Raw genomic sequence first — 22305 nt, 5'->3', positions numbered from 1 at the left:
AAAAAAATATTAAATGTAGCCTGAAAGAAGAAATGACTAGAGGGGGAATTAAGGATGAAGTTTTTCTTAGATACAGCAAATGTTGATTATATAAAAGAAGCAAATAAGATGGGGGTAATATGTGGGGTGACAACTAATCCTTCGCTTATAGCAAAAGAAGGTAGAGACTTTAATGAAGTAATTAAGGAAATAACTGAGATAGTTGATGGACCTATAAGTGGAGAGGTTATAAGCGAAGATGCTGAAGGAATGATTAAAGAAGGAAGAGAAATCGCTAAGATTCATAAGAATATGATAGTTAAAATTCCTATGACAGCAGAAGGTTTAAAGGCTACAAAGGTTTTGGCTGAGGAAGGTATTAAAACTAATGTAACTCTAATATTTTCCTCAACTCAAGCTTTACTTGCAGCTAATGCAGGGGCAACTTATGTAAGTCCGTTTCTTGGAAGAATAGATGATATATCAATGATAGGAATGGATTTAGTAAGAGACATAGCAGAAATTTTTGATATCCATGGTATAGAAACTAAGATAATAGCTGCAAGCGTAAGAAATCCGATACATGTAATCGAAGCTGCAAAAGCTGGAGCTGACATAGCAACAGTTCCATATGAACTTGTAGTTCAGATGTTAAAACATCCATTAACAGATCAAGGATTGGAAAAGTTTAAAGCAGATTGGGCAAAAGCTTTTGGAAAATAGAAAAGAGGTGAGAAAGTGAGTAAAGGTATTGAACAATTATCTATAGATAGTATAAGAGTACTTGGCATTGATGCTATAAATAAGGCTAATTCAGGCCATCCGGGAGTAGTGCTTGGAGCAGCTCCTATGGCTTATTCCTTATGGACAGAGCACATGAAGATTAATCCTAAAAATAGTAGTTGGTTTAACCGTGACAGGTTTGTTTTAGCTGCAGGGCATGGTTCAGCACTTCTATATTCACTGCTTCATCTATCAGGATATAAGGTGACCATGGAAGATTTAAAGAACTTTCGTCAGTGGGGAAGTAGAACTCCAGGACATCCTGAATACAAACATACGGATGGAGTAGATGCAACTAGCGGACCACTTGGACAAGGAATTTCGATGGCTGTTGGTATGGCTATGGCTGAAAAGTTTTTGGCAGCGAAATATAATAAAGAAAATTTCAATATAGTAGATCATTATCAGTATGTTATTTGTGGTGATGGAGATTTAATGGAAGGCGTAACTAGTGAAGCATCTTCTTTAGCTGGACATTTAGGTCTTGGAAAATTAGTAGTTTTATATGATTCTAATGATATTTGTTTAGATGGAAAAACCAGCGACTCTTTTGGTGAAGACGTTTTGAAACGTTATGAGGCTTATGGATGGCATGTACAAAAGGTTGAAGATGGTAATGATATTAAAACTATATCTAAGGCAATAAAAAATGCTAAAAAGGAAATAAACAAACCATCATTAATAGAAGTTAAGACCATTATTGGATTTGGATCAAAGAATCAAGGAAAGAATTCAGTTCATGGAGCTCCTCTTGGAATTGAAGATGGAGAATATGCAAAAAAAGTATATGGTTGGGAACATAAACCGTTCAATATTCCAGAAGAAGTTTATGCAGATTATGAAAATAAAATCCAAGTTCCAGGACAAAAAGAAGAAGATCAGTGGAATGCGTTGTTCCATAAATATAAAGAAGCTTACCCTAAGGAAGCTTTAGAGTTAGAAAAAGCTATAAATGGAGAATTAACTGTGGAATTATCTGATGTTATGCCTAGTTATGAGGTTGGACACAGCGATGCTACAAGAAATACAAATAATGAAGCCATTAATGCTATAGCAAAGGCAATTCCTTACTTTATTGGAGGATCTGCAGATTTATCTGGTTCAAATAAGACTCTAATCAAGAATGAAGAAAAATTTGTTGTTGAAAAGAACTTTGGAAGAAATATTTACTTTGGTGTACGTGAATTTGCCATGGCATCAATGCTAAATGGTATGGCACTTCATGGTGGAGTAAAAGTGTATGGAGCAACTTTCTTTGTGTTCTCAGATTACTTAAAACCAGCTGTACGTATGGCTGCAATCATGGGATTGCCTGTGACTTATGTATTTACTCATGATTCCATAGCGGTAGGAGAAGATGGACCAACCCATGAACCTATTGAGCAATTAGCAATGTTTAGGTCTCTACCTAATATGGTGATGTTTAGACCGGCAGATGCAGTTGAAACAGCAGCAGCTTGGAGAATAGCAGTTGAGGTAAAGGATCATCCTACAGCTCTAGCTCTGACTCGTCAAAACGTAACAGTTATGGAAGGTACGAGCTATGATGGAGTGAAAAAAGGGGCATATGTGGTTAGTGAGGCTAAAGAACAGTGCCAAGGAATCTTGATTGCTACAGGTTCAGAGGTTAACTTAGCAATGGAAGCTAAAAAAGTATTAGAAGAAGAAAATATATATGTTTCCGTTGTAAGCATGCCTTCAATGGAATTATTTGAAAAACAATCAAAAGAGTATAAGGATAAGGTATTGCCTGAAGAAATTACTAAAAAGTTAGCTATAGAAATGGGAACAACCTTTGGATGGCATAAATATGCTAAAGATGTTGTTGGTATCGATACATTTGGAGCATCAGCACCAGCAGAAACCGTTATAAAGAATTATGGGTTTACAGTAGAAAATATAGTTAAAAGATTTAAAAAGCTGTAATTTGGATTTAATAGATTGAAGGTAAATGATTGGTTTTGAGAAAAATAATTTAAATAAAATCGGGAGGAATTAACAATGAAACAATATAAAATAAAATTAGGTGTAGCATCAACTCGTAGATCCATATTTAGCAAGGATGATGCTATAAAATATAAAGATTTAACTTGCGAAAAATTAAAAGATCTAGATATAGAGTTTGTAAATATAGATGATATAAATGAAGAAGGTTTATTGTTTTCAGAAGAGCATGTGCAAAAGGTAGTAGATAAATTTATAAGTGAAAAAGTAGATGCATTATTTTTCCCACACTGTAATTTTGGTTCAGAAGATTTAGTTGCTAAAGTCGCTTCAAAACTTAAACTTCCAGTTTTACTTTGGGGACCTCGTGATGAAGCACCACTTGCTAATGGTACAAGACTAAGAGACTCTCAATGTGGACTATTTGCAACAGGAAAGATACTAAGACGTTTTAAGGTTCCTTTTACTTATATACCAAATGCAAGCTTAGAGGATGAAGCTTTTGAAAGAGGGCTTAGAAACTTCTTAGCAGCAGCTAATGTAGTTAAAGAGCTTGGAAACTTAAGAATTCTTCAAATATCTACTCGTCCTTCGTCTTTCTGGACTATGATGTGTAATGAAGGAGAATTACTAGAAAAGTTTGGTGTTCAAATACATCCAATTTCAATGACAGAATTTGTGGCTAAGGTTAAGAAAGTAAAAGCTGAGGAAAAAGAAAAGGTACAGGCAACAATAGAGTATATGAAGCAGGTATTAGATATTACAGTTTCAGATGAAATTGTTGAAAATGTTGCTTCGTTAAAGGTGGCTTACAGTGAACTAACTAGTGAATTTGGCTGTAGTGCAGTTGCTATACAATGTTGGACAGCACTTCAAGATGAGCTTAAGATTATGCCATGTATGGCCAATGCTCTAATGACAGATGAAGGAATTCCAGTAGTTTGTGAAACTGATATACATGGTGCTATAACATCTGTAATATCTCAAGCAGCAGGTATGGGAGAAGCTCCAACATTCTTTGCAGATTGGACAGTAGTTCATCCAACAAATAGAAATGGAGAACTTCTTCAACATTGTGGATGCTTCCCTCCTTCTTTAACTAAAAAAGGACAAAAAGCTAAGATTGAAGTGCCTTTTGCTCTTGAAAGTGGATGTAATGGAGCTTCCTTTGCAGAAATTGAAGGTGGAGATGTTTCGCTTCTAAGATTTGATGGCGATAATGGGGAGTACTCTATGCTTCTTGGTCATGCAAAAGGAGTAGAAGGTCCATACATTCAAGGCGCATATTTATGGGTTGAAGTTGAAAACTTAGCAAAGCTTGAAGATAAGTTAGTAACTGGACCATATGTTCATCATTGTACTGGTATTCATAAGGATGTACTTCCTGCTGTATATGAAGCTTGCAAGTATATACCAGCCTTAAAACCAGATTTTTATGATGATGTAGAAGAAGATGTAAAGGCTTGGATTAGAGGCGAATAAGGTATAAAAGCTATGTAAGTAAATGCTGAAATTCAAGTGCTTCTCCTATGATGCTTTAATGAATTTTGCAAAGAATTAATATGATTTTCTACAATTTCTTAACGCTATTACATTTTAGAAAATCATTTAATTCTAATAGCTCATTCATATAGCATCTCTGTAGTAACACTTGAATTTCGAAACTATTAATTATATAAAGAGACTACAAAAATCAATACATTGTATAATAAGAAGATAAATATAAAAATAAAAATGTATTTTGAGGTGGAAAATATGCCGCAGATAACCGTAGAAAAAAATAGTCGTACCTTTAAGAAAGATGGAAAAGATTTTTTCTATTTAGCAGATACATGCTGGAGTGCATTTACAAATATAACTATTGAAGAATGGGAATATTACTTGAATTTAAGAAAATATCAGGGCTTTAATGTTATTCAAATAAATATTCTTCCTCAGTGGGATGCCAGTGGAACAGAGCTTAATTATTCTCCGCTGCCATACAAAGATGAAAAAGCTAAAATATTTGATTTTACAGAGTTTAATGAAGAGTATTTTAAGCATGCAAGACTAATGTGTGAAATAGCTAAAGATAAGGGATTTGATTTAGCTCTTGTAGTGCTTTGGTGTAATTATGTTCCAAATACTTGGGCTAGTAAGATGCTTAGTAGCAATGTAATGCCATATGAATTCATAGAAAAATATATCGGAAAAGTACATGAGACTTTTTCTGATTTAGAGCCGATTTATATAATCAGTGGCGATACTGATATAGATACTGAGGAAACTAAAAAATACTATCTAAGGGCTGCTGAAGATTTGAGAAAAAAGGCTCCAGATCTATTACAGACCTTACATATAAAGGGAAGACTAGATGTAATTCCAGAAGAATTTATTGATGTTATTGATTTTTATATGTATCAATCGGGACACAATGCTGAAAATCCAGCAATGCCATACTTGCTTGCTGAAAGCTTCTATACAAAATATCCTGCTAAGCCAATAATTAATGCTGAACCATGCTATGAGCAGATGGGATATAGTAGACAAATGTACGGAAGATTTTATCAGTTTGATGTAAGACGTGCGGCTTGGATGAGCGTACTATCAGGTGCTTGCGCGGGGATAACCTATGGAGCTCATGGAATTTATAGCTGGCATAAGATCGGAAAGTCATTTGGAATGGGGCTAGGAGAAGGTTTTGATAGCCCTAATTCATGGAATGATGCAATAAAATATCCAGGAGCATGGGATTATGGGCATTTAAAATATATGTTAGAAATGTATGGTGTTAATGAACTTGTTCCACTAAATAAGGTTTTGAATCCAACTAAAGATATTAGAATGGCAGCCACTAAAAATCTAGATGAGATGTTTATCTATGTGCCTATAAATACAAATATAAAAGTTGACGAAGATTTATCTGGATACGATATTAAGATTATTGATTTAGAACACAAGAATGTATGTAATCCAAATGTTAAGATTGCAGATGGAAAGACAATAATTCAGATGCATAATTTCGAGAAAGATGCTTTGATTGTAATAAAAAGATAGAATACTAAGTTTAAGTTGTACCACTTCAAGGTAAGGTGTGGACGTCATACTGCTTGTGTGATGTTTTTCAAATCTTACTGTGAAGTGGTATAGTTTTGTATAAAGATATACTACTTGGATATAAGAATATAGTTAAAAGTGTTATTGAAAAATTCAATAAATATTTAGTTGATAATGTTTTAATTTTAGTAAAGGTGGTTTATACTTAAAGATATAAGAGTTTTAGAGAAAATCTAAAAATGAATGATAAAGATGTGCTGGTTTTATATAAAGTTCAGTTTTAAAGCAAATCTGAATTTAAGAATATACCTCGAATAATAGATATAAATAAAAATAGTACATCTATATATACGTAAGTAGGGAGCGTTGACATGAAGACTATAATGCAAGACATAGCAAAACTAGCTGGAGTATCTCCGGGAACAGTATCTAATGCCCTTAATGATAGAAAAGGGGTAGGTAAAGAAACTAAATTGAAAATAATTAAGATTGCAGAAGAGCTAGGTTATTTCCGTAATCATAAAAAGAATGAAGAAAAAGTAATAAGATTGATTTTATTTAAAAAGCACGGGTATGTTGTTTCTGATACGCAATTTTTCTCGGCTTTATTAGAATCCTGTGAAAGAGAGTGTAGAGAAAATGGGTATGAATTGCTTATATCTCAGGTTATTCACGGCGAACATGATAAAGAAAATGTTTTTAAGATTGTAAATCAAGGGAAGATAGATGGAATATTGCTATTAGCAACAGAAATGGATGAATGTGATTTCTCTTACTTTGAAAACTTAGATATCCCAGTAGTTGTGCTAGATAGCTATTTTCCTAATAAAAGCTTAGATTATATTGTAATAAATAATATAAGTGGAGCTTATAGAGCGACTAAATATTTTATTGATAATGGACACAAGAGAATAGGTATATTAGGAAGTTCGGTAAACATAAGCAATTTTGATAGCCGTTACAAAGGTGTTGAAAAAGCTCTTGATGAGGCTTCTTTGATGCTTAAGGAAGAGGATAGGATAATGCTTGAACCGACTCTTGATGGCGCATATAAAGACATGAAAAAATATTTAGAAAGCAATAAAAAAGATCTTCCAACAGCGTTATTTGCTTTCAATGATATAATTGCTTTAGGGGCTATGAAAGCTATGCAAGAATGCGGGATAAATATTCCTAAGGATGTATCGATTATTGGTTTTGATGACATACCTTTTAGTTCTTTAAGTTATCCAAATATGACTACTATAAAGGTTTATACAGAGCAGATGGGACGTTTAGCTGTAAATAGGATTATAGATAAGATAAATGATGAAGAAGATGAAGTGCCTTTAAAAATAGAAATTGATACAACTTTAGTAGAGAGAAATAGTGTTGTTAAATTAGTTTAATAAACTTGTGTTTAATTTCAGGGTTGATCTTAAACGTGAATTGAAAATAGAACTTGCAGTATATGATTATGTTTAATTATATACTGCAAGTTCTATTTTATTGTGTATAAAAACAGAAAAGATTTTAGGTTAATGATCCTTAAATATTTCATTTAACAAAATATTTAACTAAAAATTTATTAAAAAATAACAAAAAATTTATTTAAATATGTTGAAATATTTATGAAAACGATATATAATTAGCTCATAGAAAAAGAAGTAAGTATTCCATATTTCAATGTAATCAATTGCATGAATTCATGAAAATATAATGAAAAGGAGATGGTGCTTAGTACCATTGTAAAATATGCTAATACATATAACTTAGTACAAAATATTTAGTGATTAATATTTAAATTATAAGCAATTATTAAACTTAATTTAATTTTGTGAATTGAAAAACAATAAAAATTGATGAGATGAATGTATTTTACTATTTTATTTATACAATAAGATTATTTGCCAATAAGCAAGTAGTTAAATAGAGTATTTATTTACAGATCAACAGCAGCAAGTTATATAGAGAGGATGATATTAATGGCAAAGAATTATGATAAATTAGCCCAAGACATTATACAAAATGTTGGGGGAGAAGAAAACGTATTATCATTAGTGCATTGCGCTACCAGATTAAGGTTTAAATTGAAGGATAAAAGCAAAGCAAATAAGGTTAAACTTGAAAGACTAGAAGGTGTTATCACAGTTGTTGAAAGTGCTGGTCAGTATCAAGTTGTAGTTGGTAATTCTGTAAAAGATGTATATGAAACTATAGGAAGAGTTACTGGGGTCCAACTTAACTCTGATAAAGAAGGGACTTCCAATGAAAAGAGAGGTTTTGTCAATGTAGCTATTGATACAATCTCAGCAATATTTACTCCATTATTAGCAGCAATGTGTGGTGCCGGTATTTTAAAAGGTGTATTGATGTTATCTACAACCTTTGGATGGCTATCCACTAATGATGGAACTTATAGAATTTTATATGCTGCCTGCGATTCAATATTCTATTATCTACCAATAGCTTTAGCTTTCACTTCAGCAAAGAAATTCAAAGCAAATCCTTTTATAGCTGTAGCGGTAGCAGGAGCGTTGTTATACCCTAATATGACAGCATTATTTGGAGGAAAAGAAAGTATAAGCTTTTTAGGAATTCCAGTAATACTAATTAGTTATCCTTCAACAGTTATTCCTATAATACTTTCAGTATTCTTTTTAGCTAAGGTGGAAAACTTCTTAAATAAAAAGCTTCCAGAAGTTTGTAAGAATTTCGTTACACCAACAGTATGTTTAGCTTTAGTAGTGCCTGTAACATATTTAGTAATAGGACCAATAGGAGATAAATTAGGTAAGTTATTAGCAGGTGGATATACTGCACTTTATAGCATTAATCCTATGATTGGTGGAGCAATTGTAGCAACAGTTTGGCCAGTACTTATAATATTTGGGCTTCATTGGGGATTTGTTCCAATAGTAACAAATAATCTTGCAATATATGGTCGTGATACTTTATTTACAATAACAGGACCAAATAACTTTGCTCAGGCAGGAGCTGCTCTAGGAGTATTCTTAAAAACAAAGAATTCAAAGTTAAAAGCAATTGCAGGATCATCAGCTACAACCGGTCTTTTCGGTATAACTGAACCAGCAATATACGGAGTAAATTTAAAGTATAAAAAACCTTTTATAATTGCATGCATATGTAGTGGTATTGCTGGTGGAATAGTAGGATATGCAGGAGCAGGTGCTTCAGCTTTAGTGGGAGCTAGTATTTTAACATTACCAGCATTTATGGGCAAGGGGTTTGTAGGTTTCTTAATTGCCTGTGCTATAGCTTATTTCGGATCTGCAATTGGAACATTCTTATTTGGATTTAATGATAAAATGCTTGGTGACGAAGAAAACCAAGGAACAGTAGATGGAAACATCGGAGACTCAAGTGATTTAGAAGTGGTTAGCCCTGCAAACGGACAAATAATGATGTTAGAAGATGTTTCAGATAAAGTTTTTGCAAGTGGAGAACTTGGTAAAGGTATAGCTATAGTTCCTAGTGAAGGAAAGATATACGCCCCAATAGATGGTAAGGTTGAAGCAGCATTCCCAACAGGACATGCTTTCGGACTAAAATCAAACTCTGGTTTAGAAATATTAATTCATGTGGGCTTTAACACAGTTGAATTAAACGGCAAATATTTTAAAGTTAAAGCACAAACAGGGCAAGTTGTTAAAAAAGGAGATCTACTTGTTGAATTTGATATAGATAAGATCAAACAAGCAGGTTACGATATTACAACACCTGTTATAGTAACTAACTACAGTGAATATAGTGGTGTTATTGTAACTAGTGATACGGCTAAAAAAGTTGGAGAAAGTATTATCAAAGCAGTAAATAATGTAACTGTATAAAATATTAACTAGTAAGCATACACAAATAAGTGCTGCCTCAGAACAGAAATTATTTTCTGTTCTGAGGCAGTCTCTGCATTATTTTTAGTATAAGTTATTTTTAATAATAAATAGTATGTGAAGATATTACATTATAACTAGTATTAGATATATATTGTATAGCTTGAACAGTTACAGCGTTACTCCAAACTATAACGTGATATCCTTGTGCTGGAGCTGGATTACTGTTAGGATCGTATGAAACTGAAGAAGTACTAAATATATTTCCCCAAGAGTCATTACCTCCTAAAGAATAGAAGTCATCTGCATTAGCCCCTGATGTGAATCCCTTATGAATATGACTAGTAAATGTTATAACTTCAGGGTGATTTGCTAATTTGCTTATAAGTTGATCACTATCTATTATATTCCCCCAGTTTCTTGAAGTCTCTGAGCCCCAAACTGTATTTGCTATAGGCTGATGTGAGAATACGAATAAAGGTTTCTTAATACCTGTATTTATAGATTCGGTTTTATTTGCATTAATAGCTAGTCCTAATTGATAAAGTTGCGTATTAGGATCAAGATAAGAATTATCCGTATTTCCTGATGGTATATAGTCAGTTCCTAAGAAGAACAGTCTATCATTGGTTGCTTTGTTGATATATTGCATGTCGTATGATGAACCAGGGGTGCGTTCATTAATAGTTACATTTCCTTTGTTGCCAAGTAATCTAGCTTGAATGTCACGTGTACGTTGGTTAAAGTAAGCAAGGTTACCGGTATAGTTACTTGAAGAATCAGAAGCATTAGCTCTAAATTCATGATTACCATAGTTAAAGTAGATATATGGTAGTTTTGTTGTAGTACTATTTACATTTGAAATAATGTTGTATAAAGCGTCATAGGATGTTTTTTGATTATTATCAACTACATCACCATTTATTACTATACACTTACTATCTGGAAATTTATTTTTTATACAGTTTAAGGCAAGAGTTGTATTTGTAATATCAGTACTACTATGTCCTACGTGAGTGTCAGAAATAACATCGAATTCATATCTTCCTTGGGCAAATGCTGAAATTGATGTTCCGCAAATTAATCCTACAGCAGTAATAGATGCAATTAAAACTTTTAATAAACTCTTATTTCTTTTCATAATCATATCTCCCTTAAAAATTATTGCACTAATATCCCATGTAATAAATCCTCATAACTTCGGTAGATGATTTGTTGCTTATAAAAGTTATGGAGATTTATTAATTATAGCTCTGCAGTTAACTATAATTAAATTTATTAGTTGCTTTGATTTGTAAAAAGAGTATATATACTTTACTATAAGATAACATATTTGTGACTTTAATTCAATATTTTTTATTAATTGCATAATAAAGGTAAAAAGGTAGTCGATTTTTTATATAAGAAACCTGAAGATTAATATACATTATATTGCGTAATTAGTTAAAATTATAAATTATACTAGAATATAGCTTGAAAATTATATATTATATTAGTGTAGTAAAAATATTACAAGTAATTAAACATATGGTAAAAGGGAGGTTTTTACATTGAAAAGAATATCTATAAAAAAATTATTCTCAGCTCTATTAGTAACAGTATTGGCATCATCATTATCTACAGTGAATGTAATGGCTAAGGAGAATATTAAATCAAAAGAAGGCTTAGTAAACATAGGCGATAAGAGGCTAAATGCAAAGATAATGGGTCATGGAAAGGCATCTGTTGTATTTGATTCCGGTTACGGGGATGGGATATATACCTACTCTGAAGACTCGAATTTTGAAACTTGGGGGACTGTTCAAGCTGAAATAGCTAAGAAGGCTAAAACAGTTGCTTATGACAGAGCGGGGGTAGGATTGAGCGATGTAGGGCAGAACAGACTGTCTTTAAGTGATGCAGATATTAATACTGCTATAAATGGCGGGAACATACCGTTTGATAGCTCCATATTTAATAAAGGTACAGGTAAAACAGCAATTGATAGGGCGAGAGACCTTCATGCACTTTTAGAAAAAACTAAGGTAAAAGCCCCATATATATTAGTGGTTCATTCTATAGCAATGTTTAATGCAGTTGAATTTGCAAAGCTTTATCCTAAAGATGTTGCGGGAATAGTAAGTTTAGATGGTACTTGGGATAGCGCTACTAAAGATGCTGTTGCTTGGGCTAAGGCTGAAATGCCAGAGATGATAGACATATTTTTAGGTTCATTTACTCCAGCGGATGGTACATTAAGTGAAGAGTTACAAAGTGAACTTCAAGTTAGAAATGCAGGAGATGTATTAAGAAATATTCCATTTACAATACTTCACCCAATAGATGAAGGAATGGGACAAAGTTATCAAAAGATGACTGATGAAAAAATTGCAGAGTGGACAAAATGGTCTAATTATTCAAAGGAAATATTAGTTCCAAATACAAGCCATTATATCATGAAGGATAACCCACAGTATGTAATCAATGCGATCAATGATATGATCAAAATAGTTGAAAATAAAGGGAAATGTAAATAAGTGAATCTTAGATTAGAGAAAAAACTTTAAATGTAGATTAGAGTTTATTATTTAGTTATATGTATTTATGAAAAAGCAAGAAGTTAATTCATATTTTATATGATTAATTTCTTGCTTTTATTTGAATAATTATATTTTAAATATGTTTAAGTATTCTTTTTTATTGCACAATAAGTTTGGAAGTTATTTAAATCAAAAGCTTATCACAAAAAGAGATAAGGAAAAATCTTTTGCTACAGAAAATGAATGTAGACCTAATGTTGGAATGTACAAACTGCTAGACTAGAGATGAGTACAAAATATTAATTGTATTATGAAATTGTGTATTCTAAGGCTAGATTATTAATATAGTGAAATAAGCTACAAGTGGCATATTTCCTATATATTTATATAATTATTTGTTTTTATAAAGTTATAATTAAATAATTTTATAATTACTTGATTATAAGAATTTTTTTATATAAAAACTTGTATTTTTATAGCTTGAGGTTATATAATAAACAAGTTTTGCTATGAAAGTTGTGCAATCTTATAAAAAGCTACTAGAGCATTTATTTAACAAATCCTTTGTGATAACATTTGCAATAGAAGGTGTATAATTAAGTATAGGACAAACATTCGGAAAAACAGATGCGCAAAAATAACTGAAAATATTTTAAATAAAAGGGTGAGAATGATATGAGAAAATATGATAATAGTGCAATTGAAAAACTTCAAAAAGAAACTAAAGTTATTGATAATAATGGCTTGATGGTCATTTTAAAACCAATTCCAGAAGAGGATAGGCCAGGCTATTTAGATCCTGTAGAATTAGAAATTATGATGAAATCAGCAGAAAATAATTCTAATCAAGATATACCTGAAACCATGCCACCAATAGAAGTTATGATACCTATTATAAGGGATTCCATGGGATTTCTAAACTATAATTTAAATACTGTTGAGATTCATACAAAATATGAAGAGTTAACAGGGAGTGGAAATACAGTAGGCTTATGGCGCTACTATCCAAGAAAATCTGAGAAAATTAAAAACAAACCAGCTCTTATATTTTTCCATGGTGGTGGCTGGATTGGTGGAAGTGTCTACACAGTTGAAAACTTCTGCAAGCTCATAGCTGAATTAGCAGATGCAGTAGTGTTTAATGTGGATTATTCTTTAGCACCTGAAAAGCCATTTCCAAATGGATTGAATGATAATTACAATGCTGTTAAACATATTTATGATAATGCTGAGGTTTATGGAATTGATCCAGATAAGATCTCTGTTGGAGGGGATAGTGCTGGTGGTAACTATGCAGCAGCAGTTTCTTTAAAGTCAAGAGATTTAGGAGATACAAAGATAGCAATGCAGGTACTTATTTATCCAGCTGTTACTATAGGTGATGCTAAAGCAGAGGGATATGAATGGAACGAGGATTTCTTTGAAGTATCAGAAGAGCATGGAGAAATAATCAAGAAAGGATGTCTTGGACTTGGAAGACCAGGAAAAATTGAAGATGATCTGATGGCTGGATTATATGTTGGTAATGGTGAAAATATATATAATCCGTATATAAGTCCAATGGTTGCCATATCTCATGAAGGACTTCCAAAAACAATAGTAGCGGTGGCAGAATTTGATGGTCTAAGACTTCAAGGTGAGTTCTATGCAAAGCAGCTTAAGGAGGCTGGAGTGGATGTAACCTGCTACCGTTATAAAGGAATGACCCATGCATTTATTGATAAACTAGGACATGTAGCTCAGGCAGAGGATTTATGCATTGAGATAGCTAAATCTATGAGAGAATTGTAGATATCAAAATAGAATATGAAAAATAAAGTAAGACAAAGTTTTTAATGTTGATAAAAGCTCAGATTATCTGATCTCTATTTTTGATTAGATAGTCTGAGTTTTAATTAATTCAAATATTTCAATAAAACAATTTATATACTAAAAAATATAAATGATACAGAAAATATAATATTATATGTAGTTCTGGCAGTTTGAGCACTGACATGATAAATAATAAATGATAATGTAATATTAGATTAGAATACGTATTCTTCAAATAAAAAAGTTCACTAAAAATCTCCAAATAAAAACGTTGACAATGTTTACAGTGGGTGGTAAACTTAGTTTAAGAAGTTGAGAAAACGTATTCTTGAAAAAGAAAAAAGGATGATGTTTAATTGGTCACAATGAAAGATGTTGCAAAAAAGGCAGGAGTATCTCAAACAACAGTTTCAAGAGTAATTAGTGGGAATACTTCTGTGAACCCAGAAATTAAGGCAAGAGTGATGGAATGTATTCGTAAGCTTGACTATCATCCCAATATTATTGCACAAGGCTTAGTTGGTAACAAGACTTTGCTTATAGGGGTGATAATTACAGATATCTCAAATCCATTTTTTTCAGATATAATTAAGGCTATAGAAAAAGAAACAGCAAACTATGGCTACAGCATTATATTATGTAATACGGATGGAGATATTGAAAAAGAAAAGAAATATATAAATATATTAAAAAGCTATAAAGTAGATGGAATCTTGATAGTACCTTGTGATTCGAAAAATAAATCTTTTATAAGTTTAAAGAATAGTGAAGTACCTATTGTTGTAATTACCCAAGATGTACAAGACTTTAGCTGTGTTTCCATTTCTCATTATGCAGGTGGAAAAAAGGTTGCAAAGCATTTAATAGATATGGGGTATTCGAAGTTTGTTTTTGTCGGGTATGAGAGTGATGAAAAAGAAAGAGGCTTTAAAGAGGAAATAGAAAATTCAGGCTTTGATCTCAATCAGAAGTATGTTTTTATAAATAAAACAAATAATAAGTCTATGTCTGAAGAATTAAAAGATTTTATTGTTAAAAATTTAAATCACGAAGGTATAGGAATTTTTACTCATAATGATATAGAGGCATTGATGGTATTGCATATTTTAAAAGAATTAAAAGTCAAGATACCAGATAAAGTAGCACTAGTTGGCTTTGATAATACTTATATATCCAAGGAAGTTAGTCCAAGTATCAGCAGTGTAGCTCAGTATATTGAAGAAATTGGGAGCAGGGCAGTTGAAATATTAATGAATAAGATAGACAGCGGTGATGAGATAAAAGAAAAGCATGTAATACTAGAACCTAGATTGGTAGCTAGAGAATCAAGTTTGAAACTGATTGAATATTAGAAGTAACTTTACTGAATAATAATAGCGCTATGAAAAATGCGCTTATTATTTTAAATAATAAGAATACGTATTCACGTATTCTCAAAAATGTAAGTTCGGTATAGGGGGGACAATAATTGAATAATATGAGTGCTATTCAAAAGATTAAAAAAAATTATCAACTATATTTATTATTATTACCTGGTTTTATATTACTTATTGTATTTAAGTATGTTCCAATGTATGGGGTGCTCATGGCATTCCAAGATTATTCTTTTACTAAGGGGGTTTTAGGGAGCCATTGGGTTGGACTTGAGTATTTTAGAAGATTTTTTAATTCTTATCAATTTTGGGATCAAATCAAAAATACTATAAGCTTAAGTGTTTATCAATTGATTTTGACATTTCCACTTCCAATAGTACTTGCGCTGATGCTAAATCAATTAACAAAAGAAAGGACTAAGAAATTTATTCAGACAGTGCTTTACGCTCCTTACTTTATATCTACTGTAGTTTTAGTAGGAATGATGTATGTTGTTTTATCACCAAGTAGCGGAATTGTTAATAAAATTATTGTTGCTTTAGGAGGAAAGACAGTTTTTTTTCTAGCAGATCCAGGGTGGTTTAGTCATTTATATGTTTTCTCCTCTGTTTGGCAAGGAACAGGTTGGGCAGCGGTTATCTATATTGCAGCTTTATCTTCAATTGATCCACAGCTTCATGAAGCCGCTATTATGGATGGAGCTAGCAAATTTAAAAGAATATTGTGCATAGATTTACCATCAATATTACCTGTAATTGTAATTCAGCTAATACTTGCATTAGGTAATTTAATGAATGTTGGTTTTGAAAAAGCACTGCTATTGCAGACTAATTTAAATTTGGACAAGTCGGAAATTATTCAGACATATGTCTACAAAGTTGGAGTTCTTCAGGGACAATATGGTTACTCTGCTGCAGTAGGGTTATTTAATGCAGTAATTAATGTCATATTACTAATTACAGTAAACCAGATTGTTAAGAGACACTCTGAAACAAGTCTTTGGTAGAAGGAGATAATAGAATGGTGTTTAGTAAAAGAAGTTCAAAAGAAGATTTAATTTTTGATATCTTTAATTTTTTAATACTTGGAATTATAACTCTAATAGTGTTGTATCCTTTATATTTTATGATAATTGCATCAATTAGTGATCCTAACTATGTTGCAAATGGTAAGGTGATACTATTTCCTAAAAACATAACATTTGAGGGGTATCAAAAAATTATTAACTATAAAGCTATTTGGACTGGGTATAGAAATACAATAATATATTCAGCTGTGGGTGCTTTGATTAGTGTAGTTTTAACAATTACATTTGCTTATCCTCTTTCTAGAAAAGATTTCTTTGGAAGACGATTTTTTATGATTGTTGTTTTGATAACAATGTTTTTCAATGGAGGCATGATTCCAACATATTTAGTAGTTAGAAAACTAGGAATGATTAATACAATTTGGGCAATGGTGCTCCCAAATGCAGTAACTGCTTTTAATATAATAATTGCAAGAACATTTTTTAATATGACCATACCAGAAGAATTAAGAGAAGCGGCATCTATTGATGGTTGTACAGATTTTATGTTCTTCGCTAAGATAGTAGTACCTCTTTCAAAACCTATAATAGCAGTATTGACTTTGTTTGCTATTGTTGGTCAATGGAATGGATTTTTCGATGCATTACTTTATTTAACTAAAGAAAATCTATATCCTTTACAGTTAGTTTTAAGAAACATATTAATACAGAGCCAATCTGTAAATCAATTAACAGAAAGTGCTGCCACAATAATTGCACAACAAAGGCAAGCCGAACTTATGAAATATGGCGTTATAATAGTGTCATCTGTACCACTTTTAATTTTCTATCCTTTTATTCAAAAGTATTTTGCAAAGGGTATGATGGTAGGGTCTGTAAAGGGATAAAGCTTGATGATAAATATATTTAGCATATATTTATAAATTTTTTATGAGGGGTGAATAATAGTCAACTTTATTAAAAATAACTAGATAAAATTATTCTAAGGGGGAAAAAGAATGAAAAAGAAAGTTATTTCTGCAATGTTAGCAACAATAATTCTTACAACTGGGTTACTATCTGGTTGTAAGAGTGATGACAACAAAAATGACGCTAAGAAAGTTCAAATTAATGCTAGTGGGCTTCCAATAGTAAAAGATAAATTAACTGTAAAAATGGTTGCTCCAGTACCACCTTTGACACCAGATTACAATGATATGACAATATTTAAAACATTAGAGAAAAACACTAATATTCATGTTGACTGGAATAACATACCTGATAGTGACTATGATACAAAGAAGTCTTTATTGCTAGCAAGTGGAGATCTTCCCGATGCTTTCTATAATGGAAAGTTTAGTGATCAGGACGTAGACAAATATAGCAAAGACGGTACTATAATTCCACTTAATGATCTCATAGATAAATATATGCCAAATGTAAAAAAACTATTTGAAGATGAACCTGATTTAAAGAAGTTTGTAACTTCTCCTGATGGCAAAATTTATTCATTACCAAATGGTGAAGAATTGGGAAGTGGTAAAGAATGGATTGCTGCGATGCCACATTTCATGTTTATCAACAAGAAATGGTTGGATAAGCTTGGTCTGAAGGTACCTACAACTCTTGATGAGTTGCATGATGTTTTAGTTGCATTCAAAGATAAGGATCCAAATGGAGACGGTAAGAAAAATGAAATTCCTTTAAGCTTTCTTAATATGTGGTGGTGTGCTGACATCGGTACACTATTTGGTGGATTTGGAGTACCAGATATTAATGTTCATCAAGCATCAGATCAAGTAAATAATATTCTTGATCATATGAACGTAAAAGATGGTAAGGTATATTACGCAGCGTCTCAGCCTGAATACAAGCAAGCTATTAGTTATTTCAGTAAATGGGTAAAAGAAGGTTTAATTGATAAGGAAGCTTTCACATATACTGATGAAAAAGCATTTTTATCTAAGGGTAAAAGTCCGGACAATAACCTAGGTGCATTCATGTGGTGGGAAGAAACAGAAGTAGTTGGCGCAAATAGAGAAAAGGATTATGTACAAGTCGGCCCACTTAAGGGACCAGATGGAAAACTTGTTGTTGGCAACTGGAATGGTACACCTTGGGGAAGAGGGGCAGTTGTACTAACTAAGAAGGCAGTAGAAGATGGTAGTGCTGAGGCTATAGCAAGATGGTATGATGAGCTTTATGCGCCAAAGATGGCTGCTCAGATTCATTGGGGACCAATTGGAGAAGCTTTTAAGGAGGAAAATGGAAAGCTTGTTCAATCCATTCCAAAAGGAGAAGATCCAGGTGAATACAGAAGAAAAGTTGCTCCAAATGGGGTTGGTGTTGTAACTGCAAAGGATTTCCAAACAATTGTTGATCCAGAACCAAGAGCTAAAGTAAGAATGGACAGAATCAAACAATTTTATTCACCTGTAAGTGTAGATGAAAAAATAGGCTCATTATTTTATACATCAGAAGAAAATGCAAAGATTGCAGAAATAAAACCTGATTTACAGAACTATGTAGCGAAGAAGAGAGCTCAATGGCTAATGAATGGAAATGTTGATGCAGAATGGGATCAATATTTGTCAGACTTAAAGAAACTTAGACTAGATGAATATCTTCAAATTATTCAAGCAGCTTATGACAGAATGAATAAAACAAAATAATTATTAAGGGAATATACCTTTTTGGGGATATTCCCTTAAATATATAAAAAGATGTACCAACTCAAGCCGAAATCTATATCCCTAATTAAATTATATTTAATAGTTAACCTGATTTTAGATAGATGATTTATCTATGAAAATTAATTATAAATAGTTTTCAGTGGGTTTTTAGCTTCAAATGAGGTTTAAAAACTTCAAATTTCATATATGCGGGTGTGAAGTGGTAAGTTAACATCAGCTGTTTAGTGAATATGGGAAAATAATACACATAGCCGAATATTTTGTTACAACAAATTATACACAAAAATAATTTGGATATTGTATATGATATAGCTTTATATTGTTATAAAAATTGATTAACTAATAAAAAAATGCTGACTAGAAGGAGAATAGTTATGAATAAACTTGAAAATGCACGGGATTATATTAAACAAAATAAAGATAGGGTAAATCCGGCGTATCGCCCTGAATATCACGCTGCTGCGGAGATAGGATGGATTAATGATCCTAATGGCTTTTGCTATTTCAACGGCGAATATCATCTTTTTTATCAGTATTATCCATATGCAAGCCAATGGGGACCAATGCACTGGGGTCATATAAAGAGTAAGGACTTAGTGAAGTGGGAGCAGCTTCCCGTGGCCTTAGCACCAGATATGTACTATGATGCCAGCGGTTGTTTTTCCGGTAGCGCCATTGAAGTAGACGGAAAGTTATATCTTATGTATACAGGACATATAGATCCGGATCCAGGAAATCCAGTAAATATACGCCAGATACAGAATATTGCAGTATCTGAAGATGGAATTAATTTTGAGAAGATAGCTGAGAATCCTGTAATTGGAACAAAAGATCTACCAGAACATGCGCTGGTTCAAGATTTTAGAGACCCGAAGGTATTCAGACGTGGGGATGAATTTTATACAGTTGTTGGTTCTAGACATGTGGATGGCAGTGGCCAGATTTTGTTGTATAAATCAGAGAATTTGATTGACTGGAGCTATTTGGGGGTACTTGCACGAAGTAAAAATAAATTTGGGAAAATGTGGGAATGTCCGGACTTATTCGAAATCGATGATACAAGTGTGCTTATAATGTCGCCTCAATTTTTGCAAAATGATGGTGATAAATATTGTAATATACATTCAGGTGTTTATCTTTTAGGTAATTGCAATCTGGAAAATTGCAGCTTTGATTGCAATACTGTTGATGAAATTGATGGAGGATTTGATTTCTATGCGCCGCAAACTCTGCTAGACGAAAATGGTAGACATGTAATGATTGCCTGGATGCAAATGTGGGATAGAACTTTACCTACCAATGTAAAAAAACATGGCTGGGCTGGTGCTATGACATTGCCAAGAGAAATAAAGATTGTAAATGGAAAGCTTCATCAGATTCCAGTGGAAGAGATTAAACAATATAGAATAAATCAGATTTCATATAATAATATAATGGTTGAAGATTTCCTTTCCCTGGAAGGAATTGAAGGGCAGAAAATTGAACTGGAGCTTACAATAGATTCGCAGGAAGCAGTGAAGTTTGGTTTGAGGCTTTTGATGGATGAGAGTAATGCAACAGTTATGTATTTCGATAGAAAAGAAGGAAAATTTATCTTTGACCGTTCAAAGAATGGTGAAGATCTGGGTGGAGTAGAAACAAATGAAAGTAAGATGGGAATAAGAAAAACAGCAGTTGAGCTTTGGGATAATAAATTGAAGCTAAGAATATTTATCGATCGATGTTCAGTTGAAATATTTATTCAAGATGGGGAACGTGCTATGACTTCCACGGTTTATCCAAGTGATACTGCCACAAATATAGAATTTTTTAGTGATAAACAAATCATAATAGAAGAACTTAATAAATGGGAAATAAAGCTATAATTACGTGATTTCACGAAGTAGGAGGCGCTTTATGTCAAAGCTTTTTTTTAGACCTAAGGATGCATATGTTGGAGATTTCATACCTTTCTATGAGGACGGAGAGTTTAAGCTCTTTTATCTTCATGGATGGAGGGAAAATTACGACGATACAAAGGATATAGGCTGGTTCCTTATAAGTACAAAGAATTTCCTCGATTTTAAAGAGTTAGGTGCCTGTAAAATACAAGGTGGTACAGGCAGCGTTCTTAAAAAAGATGGAATATATCATATGTTTTATTGTGAATTTACTGAAAACATGCAGACTGTCTGTCATGCCGTGAGTGAGGATTTTGAAAAGTGGATCAAGATTTCAGAAGATTCATTTGGCCCAGAAGAAGCTATTTATGAAAACACTGATTGGAGAGACCCACATGTTTTCTGGAATGAAGACACTGAGGAATATTGGATGCTTATTGCTGCAAGAGCTAAAGTGCTTTCCAATAGAAAAGGGTGCGTTGGGCTGTGTGTGTCCAAAGACCTAAAGAAATGGGAAGCAAAAGCCCCTATATACGCGCCTAATTTACATGAAAGTGCACATGAATGCCCAGATATTTTTAAGTTAGGTGATTGGTGGTATTTGATATATTCAGGATATACAGATAAATTTGCAACCTTCTATAGAATGAGTAAATCATCAACTGGACCATGGATAACTCCTGAAGTAGATACCTTTGATGGAAGAGCCTTTTATGCAGCTAAAAGCGGTACAGATGGAAGTAACCTCTATATATTTGGCTGGAATCCTACAAAGACCAATAACATGTTTGGCTGGAATCCCCCAGCTTACTGTGGAAGTGATTATAATACATGGGATTGGGGAGGTAATTTGATAGTTCATCAATTAGTTCAGCAGGCTGATGGTATATTGACAGTAAAGGTTCCAGACATTATTGATAAGAAGTTTAACCAACAAGTTCCTCAAAGCTTTACTCCAGTTATTGGACCGTGGTCTATAGATAATAATGAATTAGAGGTTTCATCAATGTACAGCTTCTCTTGTGCACTTGGAGGGGAAATGCCAAAATTATGTAAATTAGAAGGAACATTTAAATATAAACCTCACACAAGAGCATTAGGTATTGTTTTAAGAGCAGATGAGAATGTTGATAAAGCTTATTACTTTAGACTTGAGCCACATAGAAACAGGATTGTGTTCCGCTCACATGTAATGGAATACGAAGAAGGAGGTAAAACTTTTCCTTATGAGGTGGAACTAGAGCGGCCTATCAATCTTATACCAAATAAGGAATATAGTTTTAAGATATTTATTGATGATACTATATGTGAATTTTATATAGATGACAAGGTTGCCTTCAGTACAAGAATTTATGATATAAAAGAAGGAAAATGGGGTGTGTTTGTCTCAGAAGGGGAAGCAGCTTTTAAAGAGCTTTTTTTAAAGATAATGTAATCGTAGGGGGTATC

At 32.6% G+C, this 22305-nt stretch carries 15 protein-coding genes; 14 read left to right on the top strand and 1 reads right to left on the bottom strand.

The features are described 5' to 3' along the window. Positions 1 to 54 precede the first annotated feature (54 nt). The 6 genes from fsa to J3477_RS13045 all read left to right on the top strand — a co-directional run bounded on the left by fsa (position 55) and on the right by J3477_RS13045 (position 9572). Positions 55 to 702, top strand: coding sequence for a fructose-6-phosphate aldolase (fsa, locus tag J3477_RS13070; protein WP_206870387.1), 648 nt, complete (start codon positions 55 to 57; stop codon positions 700 to 702). Positions 703 to 717: 15 nt separating this feature from the next. Next, complete coding sequence (gene tkt / locus J3477_RS13065) at positions 718 to 2688, top strand: transketolase (protein ID WP_206870386.1); 1971 nt, start codon at positions 718 to 720, stop codon at positions 2686 to 2688. Positions 2689 to 2763: 75 nt separating this feature from the next. After that, complete coding sequence (locus J3477_RS13060) at positions 2764 to 4188, top strand: L-fucose/L-arabinose isomerase family protein (RefSeq protein ID WP_206870385.1); 1425 nt, start codon at positions 2764 to 2766, stop codon at positions 4186 to 4188. A gap of 273 nt (positions 4189 to 4461) precedes the next feature. Beyond that, the gene (locus J3477_RS13055; RefSeq protein WP_206870384.1) at positions 4462 to 5742 is read left to right on the top strand and encodes a glycoside hydrolase family 140 protein; all 1281 of its coding nucleotides are present in this window, start codon (positions 4462 to 4464) and stop codon (positions 5740 to 5742) included. A gap of 371 nt (positions 5743 to 6113) precedes the next feature. Further along, the gene (locus J3477_RS13050; RefSeq protein ID WP_206870383.1) at positions 6114 to 7130 is read left to right on the top strand and encodes a LacI family DNA-binding transcriptional regulator; all 1017 of its coding nucleotides are present in this window, start codon (positions 6114 to 6116) and stop codon (positions 7128 to 7130) included. Between the two features lie 576 nt (positions 7131 to 7706). After that, on the top strand, positions 7707 to 9572 hold the full coding sequence (locus J3477_RS13045) for a beta-glucoside-specific PTS transporter subunit IIABC (RefSeq protein ID WP_206870382.1): 1866 nt from the start codon (positions 7707 to 7709) through the stop codon (positions 9570 to 9572). A gap of 100 nt (positions 9573 to 9672) precedes the next feature. Here the strand turns inward: J3477_RS13045 and J3477_RS13040 are convergent, their stop codons facing one another. Then, positions 9673 to 10713: a metallophosphoesterase family protein gene (locus tag J3477_RS13040; RefSeq protein WP_206870381.1), complete on the bottom strand. Its 1041-nt coding sequence runs from the start codon at positions 10711 to 10713 to the stop codon at positions 9673 to 9675. A 409-nt stretch (positions 10714 to 11122) separates the two neighbouring features. Here J3477_RS13040 and J3477_RS13035 point away from each other — a divergent pair, with 409 nt between their 5' ends. From J3477_RS13035 to J3477_RS13000, 8 genes are all read left to right on the top strand, one after another. Continuing rightward, positions 11123 to 12088: an alpha/beta fold hydrolase gene (locus J3477_RS13035; protein WP_206870380.1), complete on the top strand. Its 966-nt coding sequence runs from the start codon at positions 11123 to 11125 to the stop codon at positions 12086 to 12088. 678 nt (positions 12089 to 12766) lie between these two features. Continuing rightward, on the top strand, positions 12767 to 13882 hold the full coding sequence (locus tag J3477_RS13030) for an alpha/beta hydrolase (protein WP_206870379.1): 1116 nt from the start codon (positions 12767 to 12769) through the stop codon (positions 13880 to 13882). 386 nt (positions 13883 to 14268) lie between these two features. Continuing rightward, positions 14269 to 15255, top strand: coding sequence for a LacI family DNA-binding transcriptional regulator (locus J3477_RS13025; RefSeq protein WP_228731287.1), 987 nt, complete (start codon positions 14269 to 14271; stop codon positions 15253 to 15255). A gap of 125 nt (positions 15256 to 15380) precedes the next feature. Then, positions 15381 to 16283: an ABC transporter permease gene (locus J3477_RS13020; RefSeq protein ID WP_206870745.1), complete on the top strand. Its 903-nt coding sequence runs from the start codon at positions 15381 to 15383 to the stop codon at positions 16281 to 16283. Positions 16284 to 16297: 14 nt separating this feature from the next. After that, a complete protein-coding gene (locus J3477_RS13015) occupies positions 16298 to 17191 on the top strand; it encodes a carbohydrate ABC transporter permease (RefSeq protein WP_206870377.1) in 894 nt (297 codons plus the stop codon). 111 nt (positions 17192 to 17302) lie between these two features. Continuing rightward, positions 17303 to 18955 (top strand): type 2 periplasmic-binding domain-containing protein, encoded by a 1653-nt coding sequence (locus J3477_RS13010; RefSeq protein WP_206870376.1) that lies wholly within the window; start codon positions 17303 to 17305, stop codon positions 18953 to 18955. A 395-nt stretch (positions 18956 to 19350) separates the two neighbouring features. Further along, the gene (locus J3477_RS13005) at positions 19351 to 20841 is read left to right on the top strand and encodes a glycoside hydrolase family 32 protein (RefSeq protein WP_206870375.1); all 1491 of its coding nucleotides are present in this window, start codon (positions 19351 to 19353) and stop codon (positions 20839 to 20841) included. A 31-nt stretch (positions 20842 to 20872) separates the two neighbouring features. After that, positions 20873 to 22291, top strand: coding sequence for a glycoside hydrolase family 32 protein (locus J3477_RS13000; protein WP_206870374.1), 1419 nt, complete (start codon positions 20873 to 20875; stop codon positions 22289 to 22291). The last annotated feature ends 14 nt before the right edge of the window (positions 22292 to 22305 follow it).

The sequence above is a fragment of the Clostridium zeae genome (assembly GCF_017312485.1).
Taxonomy (GTDB): Bacteria; Bacillota; Clostridia; order Clostridiales; family Clostridiaceae; genus Clostridium_AR; species Clostridium_AR zeae.
This window is presented reverse-complemented; position numbering and strand designations above follow the sequence as displayed.

Excerpts from the sequence above, each read along its gene's own strand:
- fsa (WP_206870387.1), top strand. The coding sequence starts at position 55 with ATGAAGTTTTTCTTAGATACAGCAAATGTTGATTATATAAAAGAAGCA.
- J3477_RS13060 (WP_206870385.1), top strand. The coding sequence starts at position 2,764 with ATGAAACAATATAAAATAAAATTAGGTGTAGCATCAACTCGTAGATCC.
- J3477_RS13055 (WP_206870384.1), top strand. The coding sequence starts at position 4,462 with ATGCCGCAGATAACCGTAGAAAAAAATAGTCGTACCTTTAAGAAAGAT.
- J3477_RS13050 (WP_206870383.1), top strand. The coding sequence starts at position 6,114 with ATGAAGACTATAATGCAAGACATAGCAAAACTAGCTGGAGTATCTCCG.
- J3477_RS13045 (WP_206870382.1), top strand. The coding sequence starts at position 7,707 with ATGGCAAAGAATTATGATAAATTAGCCCAAGACATTATACAAAATGTT.
- J3477_RS13040 (WP_206870381.1), bottom strand. The coding sequence starts at position 10,713 with ATGAAAAGAAATAAGAGTTTATTAAAAGTTTTAATTGCATCTATTACT.
- J3477_RS13030 (WP_206870379.1), top strand. The coding sequence starts at position 12,767 with ATGAGAAAATATGATAATAGTGCAATTGAAAAACTTCAAAAAGAAACT.
- J3477_RS13025 (WP_228731287.1), top strand. The coding sequence starts at position 14,269 with ATGAAAGATGTTGCAAAAAAGGCAGGAGTATCTCAAACAACAGTTTCA.
- J3477_RS13020 (WP_206870745.1), top strand. The coding sequence starts at position 15,381 with ATGAGTGCTATTCAAAAGATTAAAAAAAATTATCAACTATATTTATTA.
- J3477_RS13015 (WP_206870377.1), top strand. The coding sequence starts at position 16,298 with ATGGTGTTTAGTAAAAGAAGTTCAAAAGAAGATTTAATTTTTGATATC.
- J3477_RS13010 (WP_206870376.1), top strand. The coding sequence starts at position 17,303 with ATGAAAAAGAAAGTTATTTCTGCAATGTTAGCAACAATAATTCTTACA.
- J3477_RS13005 (WP_206870375.1), top strand. The coding sequence starts at position 19,351 with ATGAATAAACTTGAAAATGCACGGGATTATATTAAACAAAATAAAGAT.
- J3477_RS13000 (WP_206870374.1), top strand. The coding sequence starts at position 20,873 with ATGTCAAAGCTTTTTTTTAGACCTAAGGATGCATATGTTGGAGATTTC.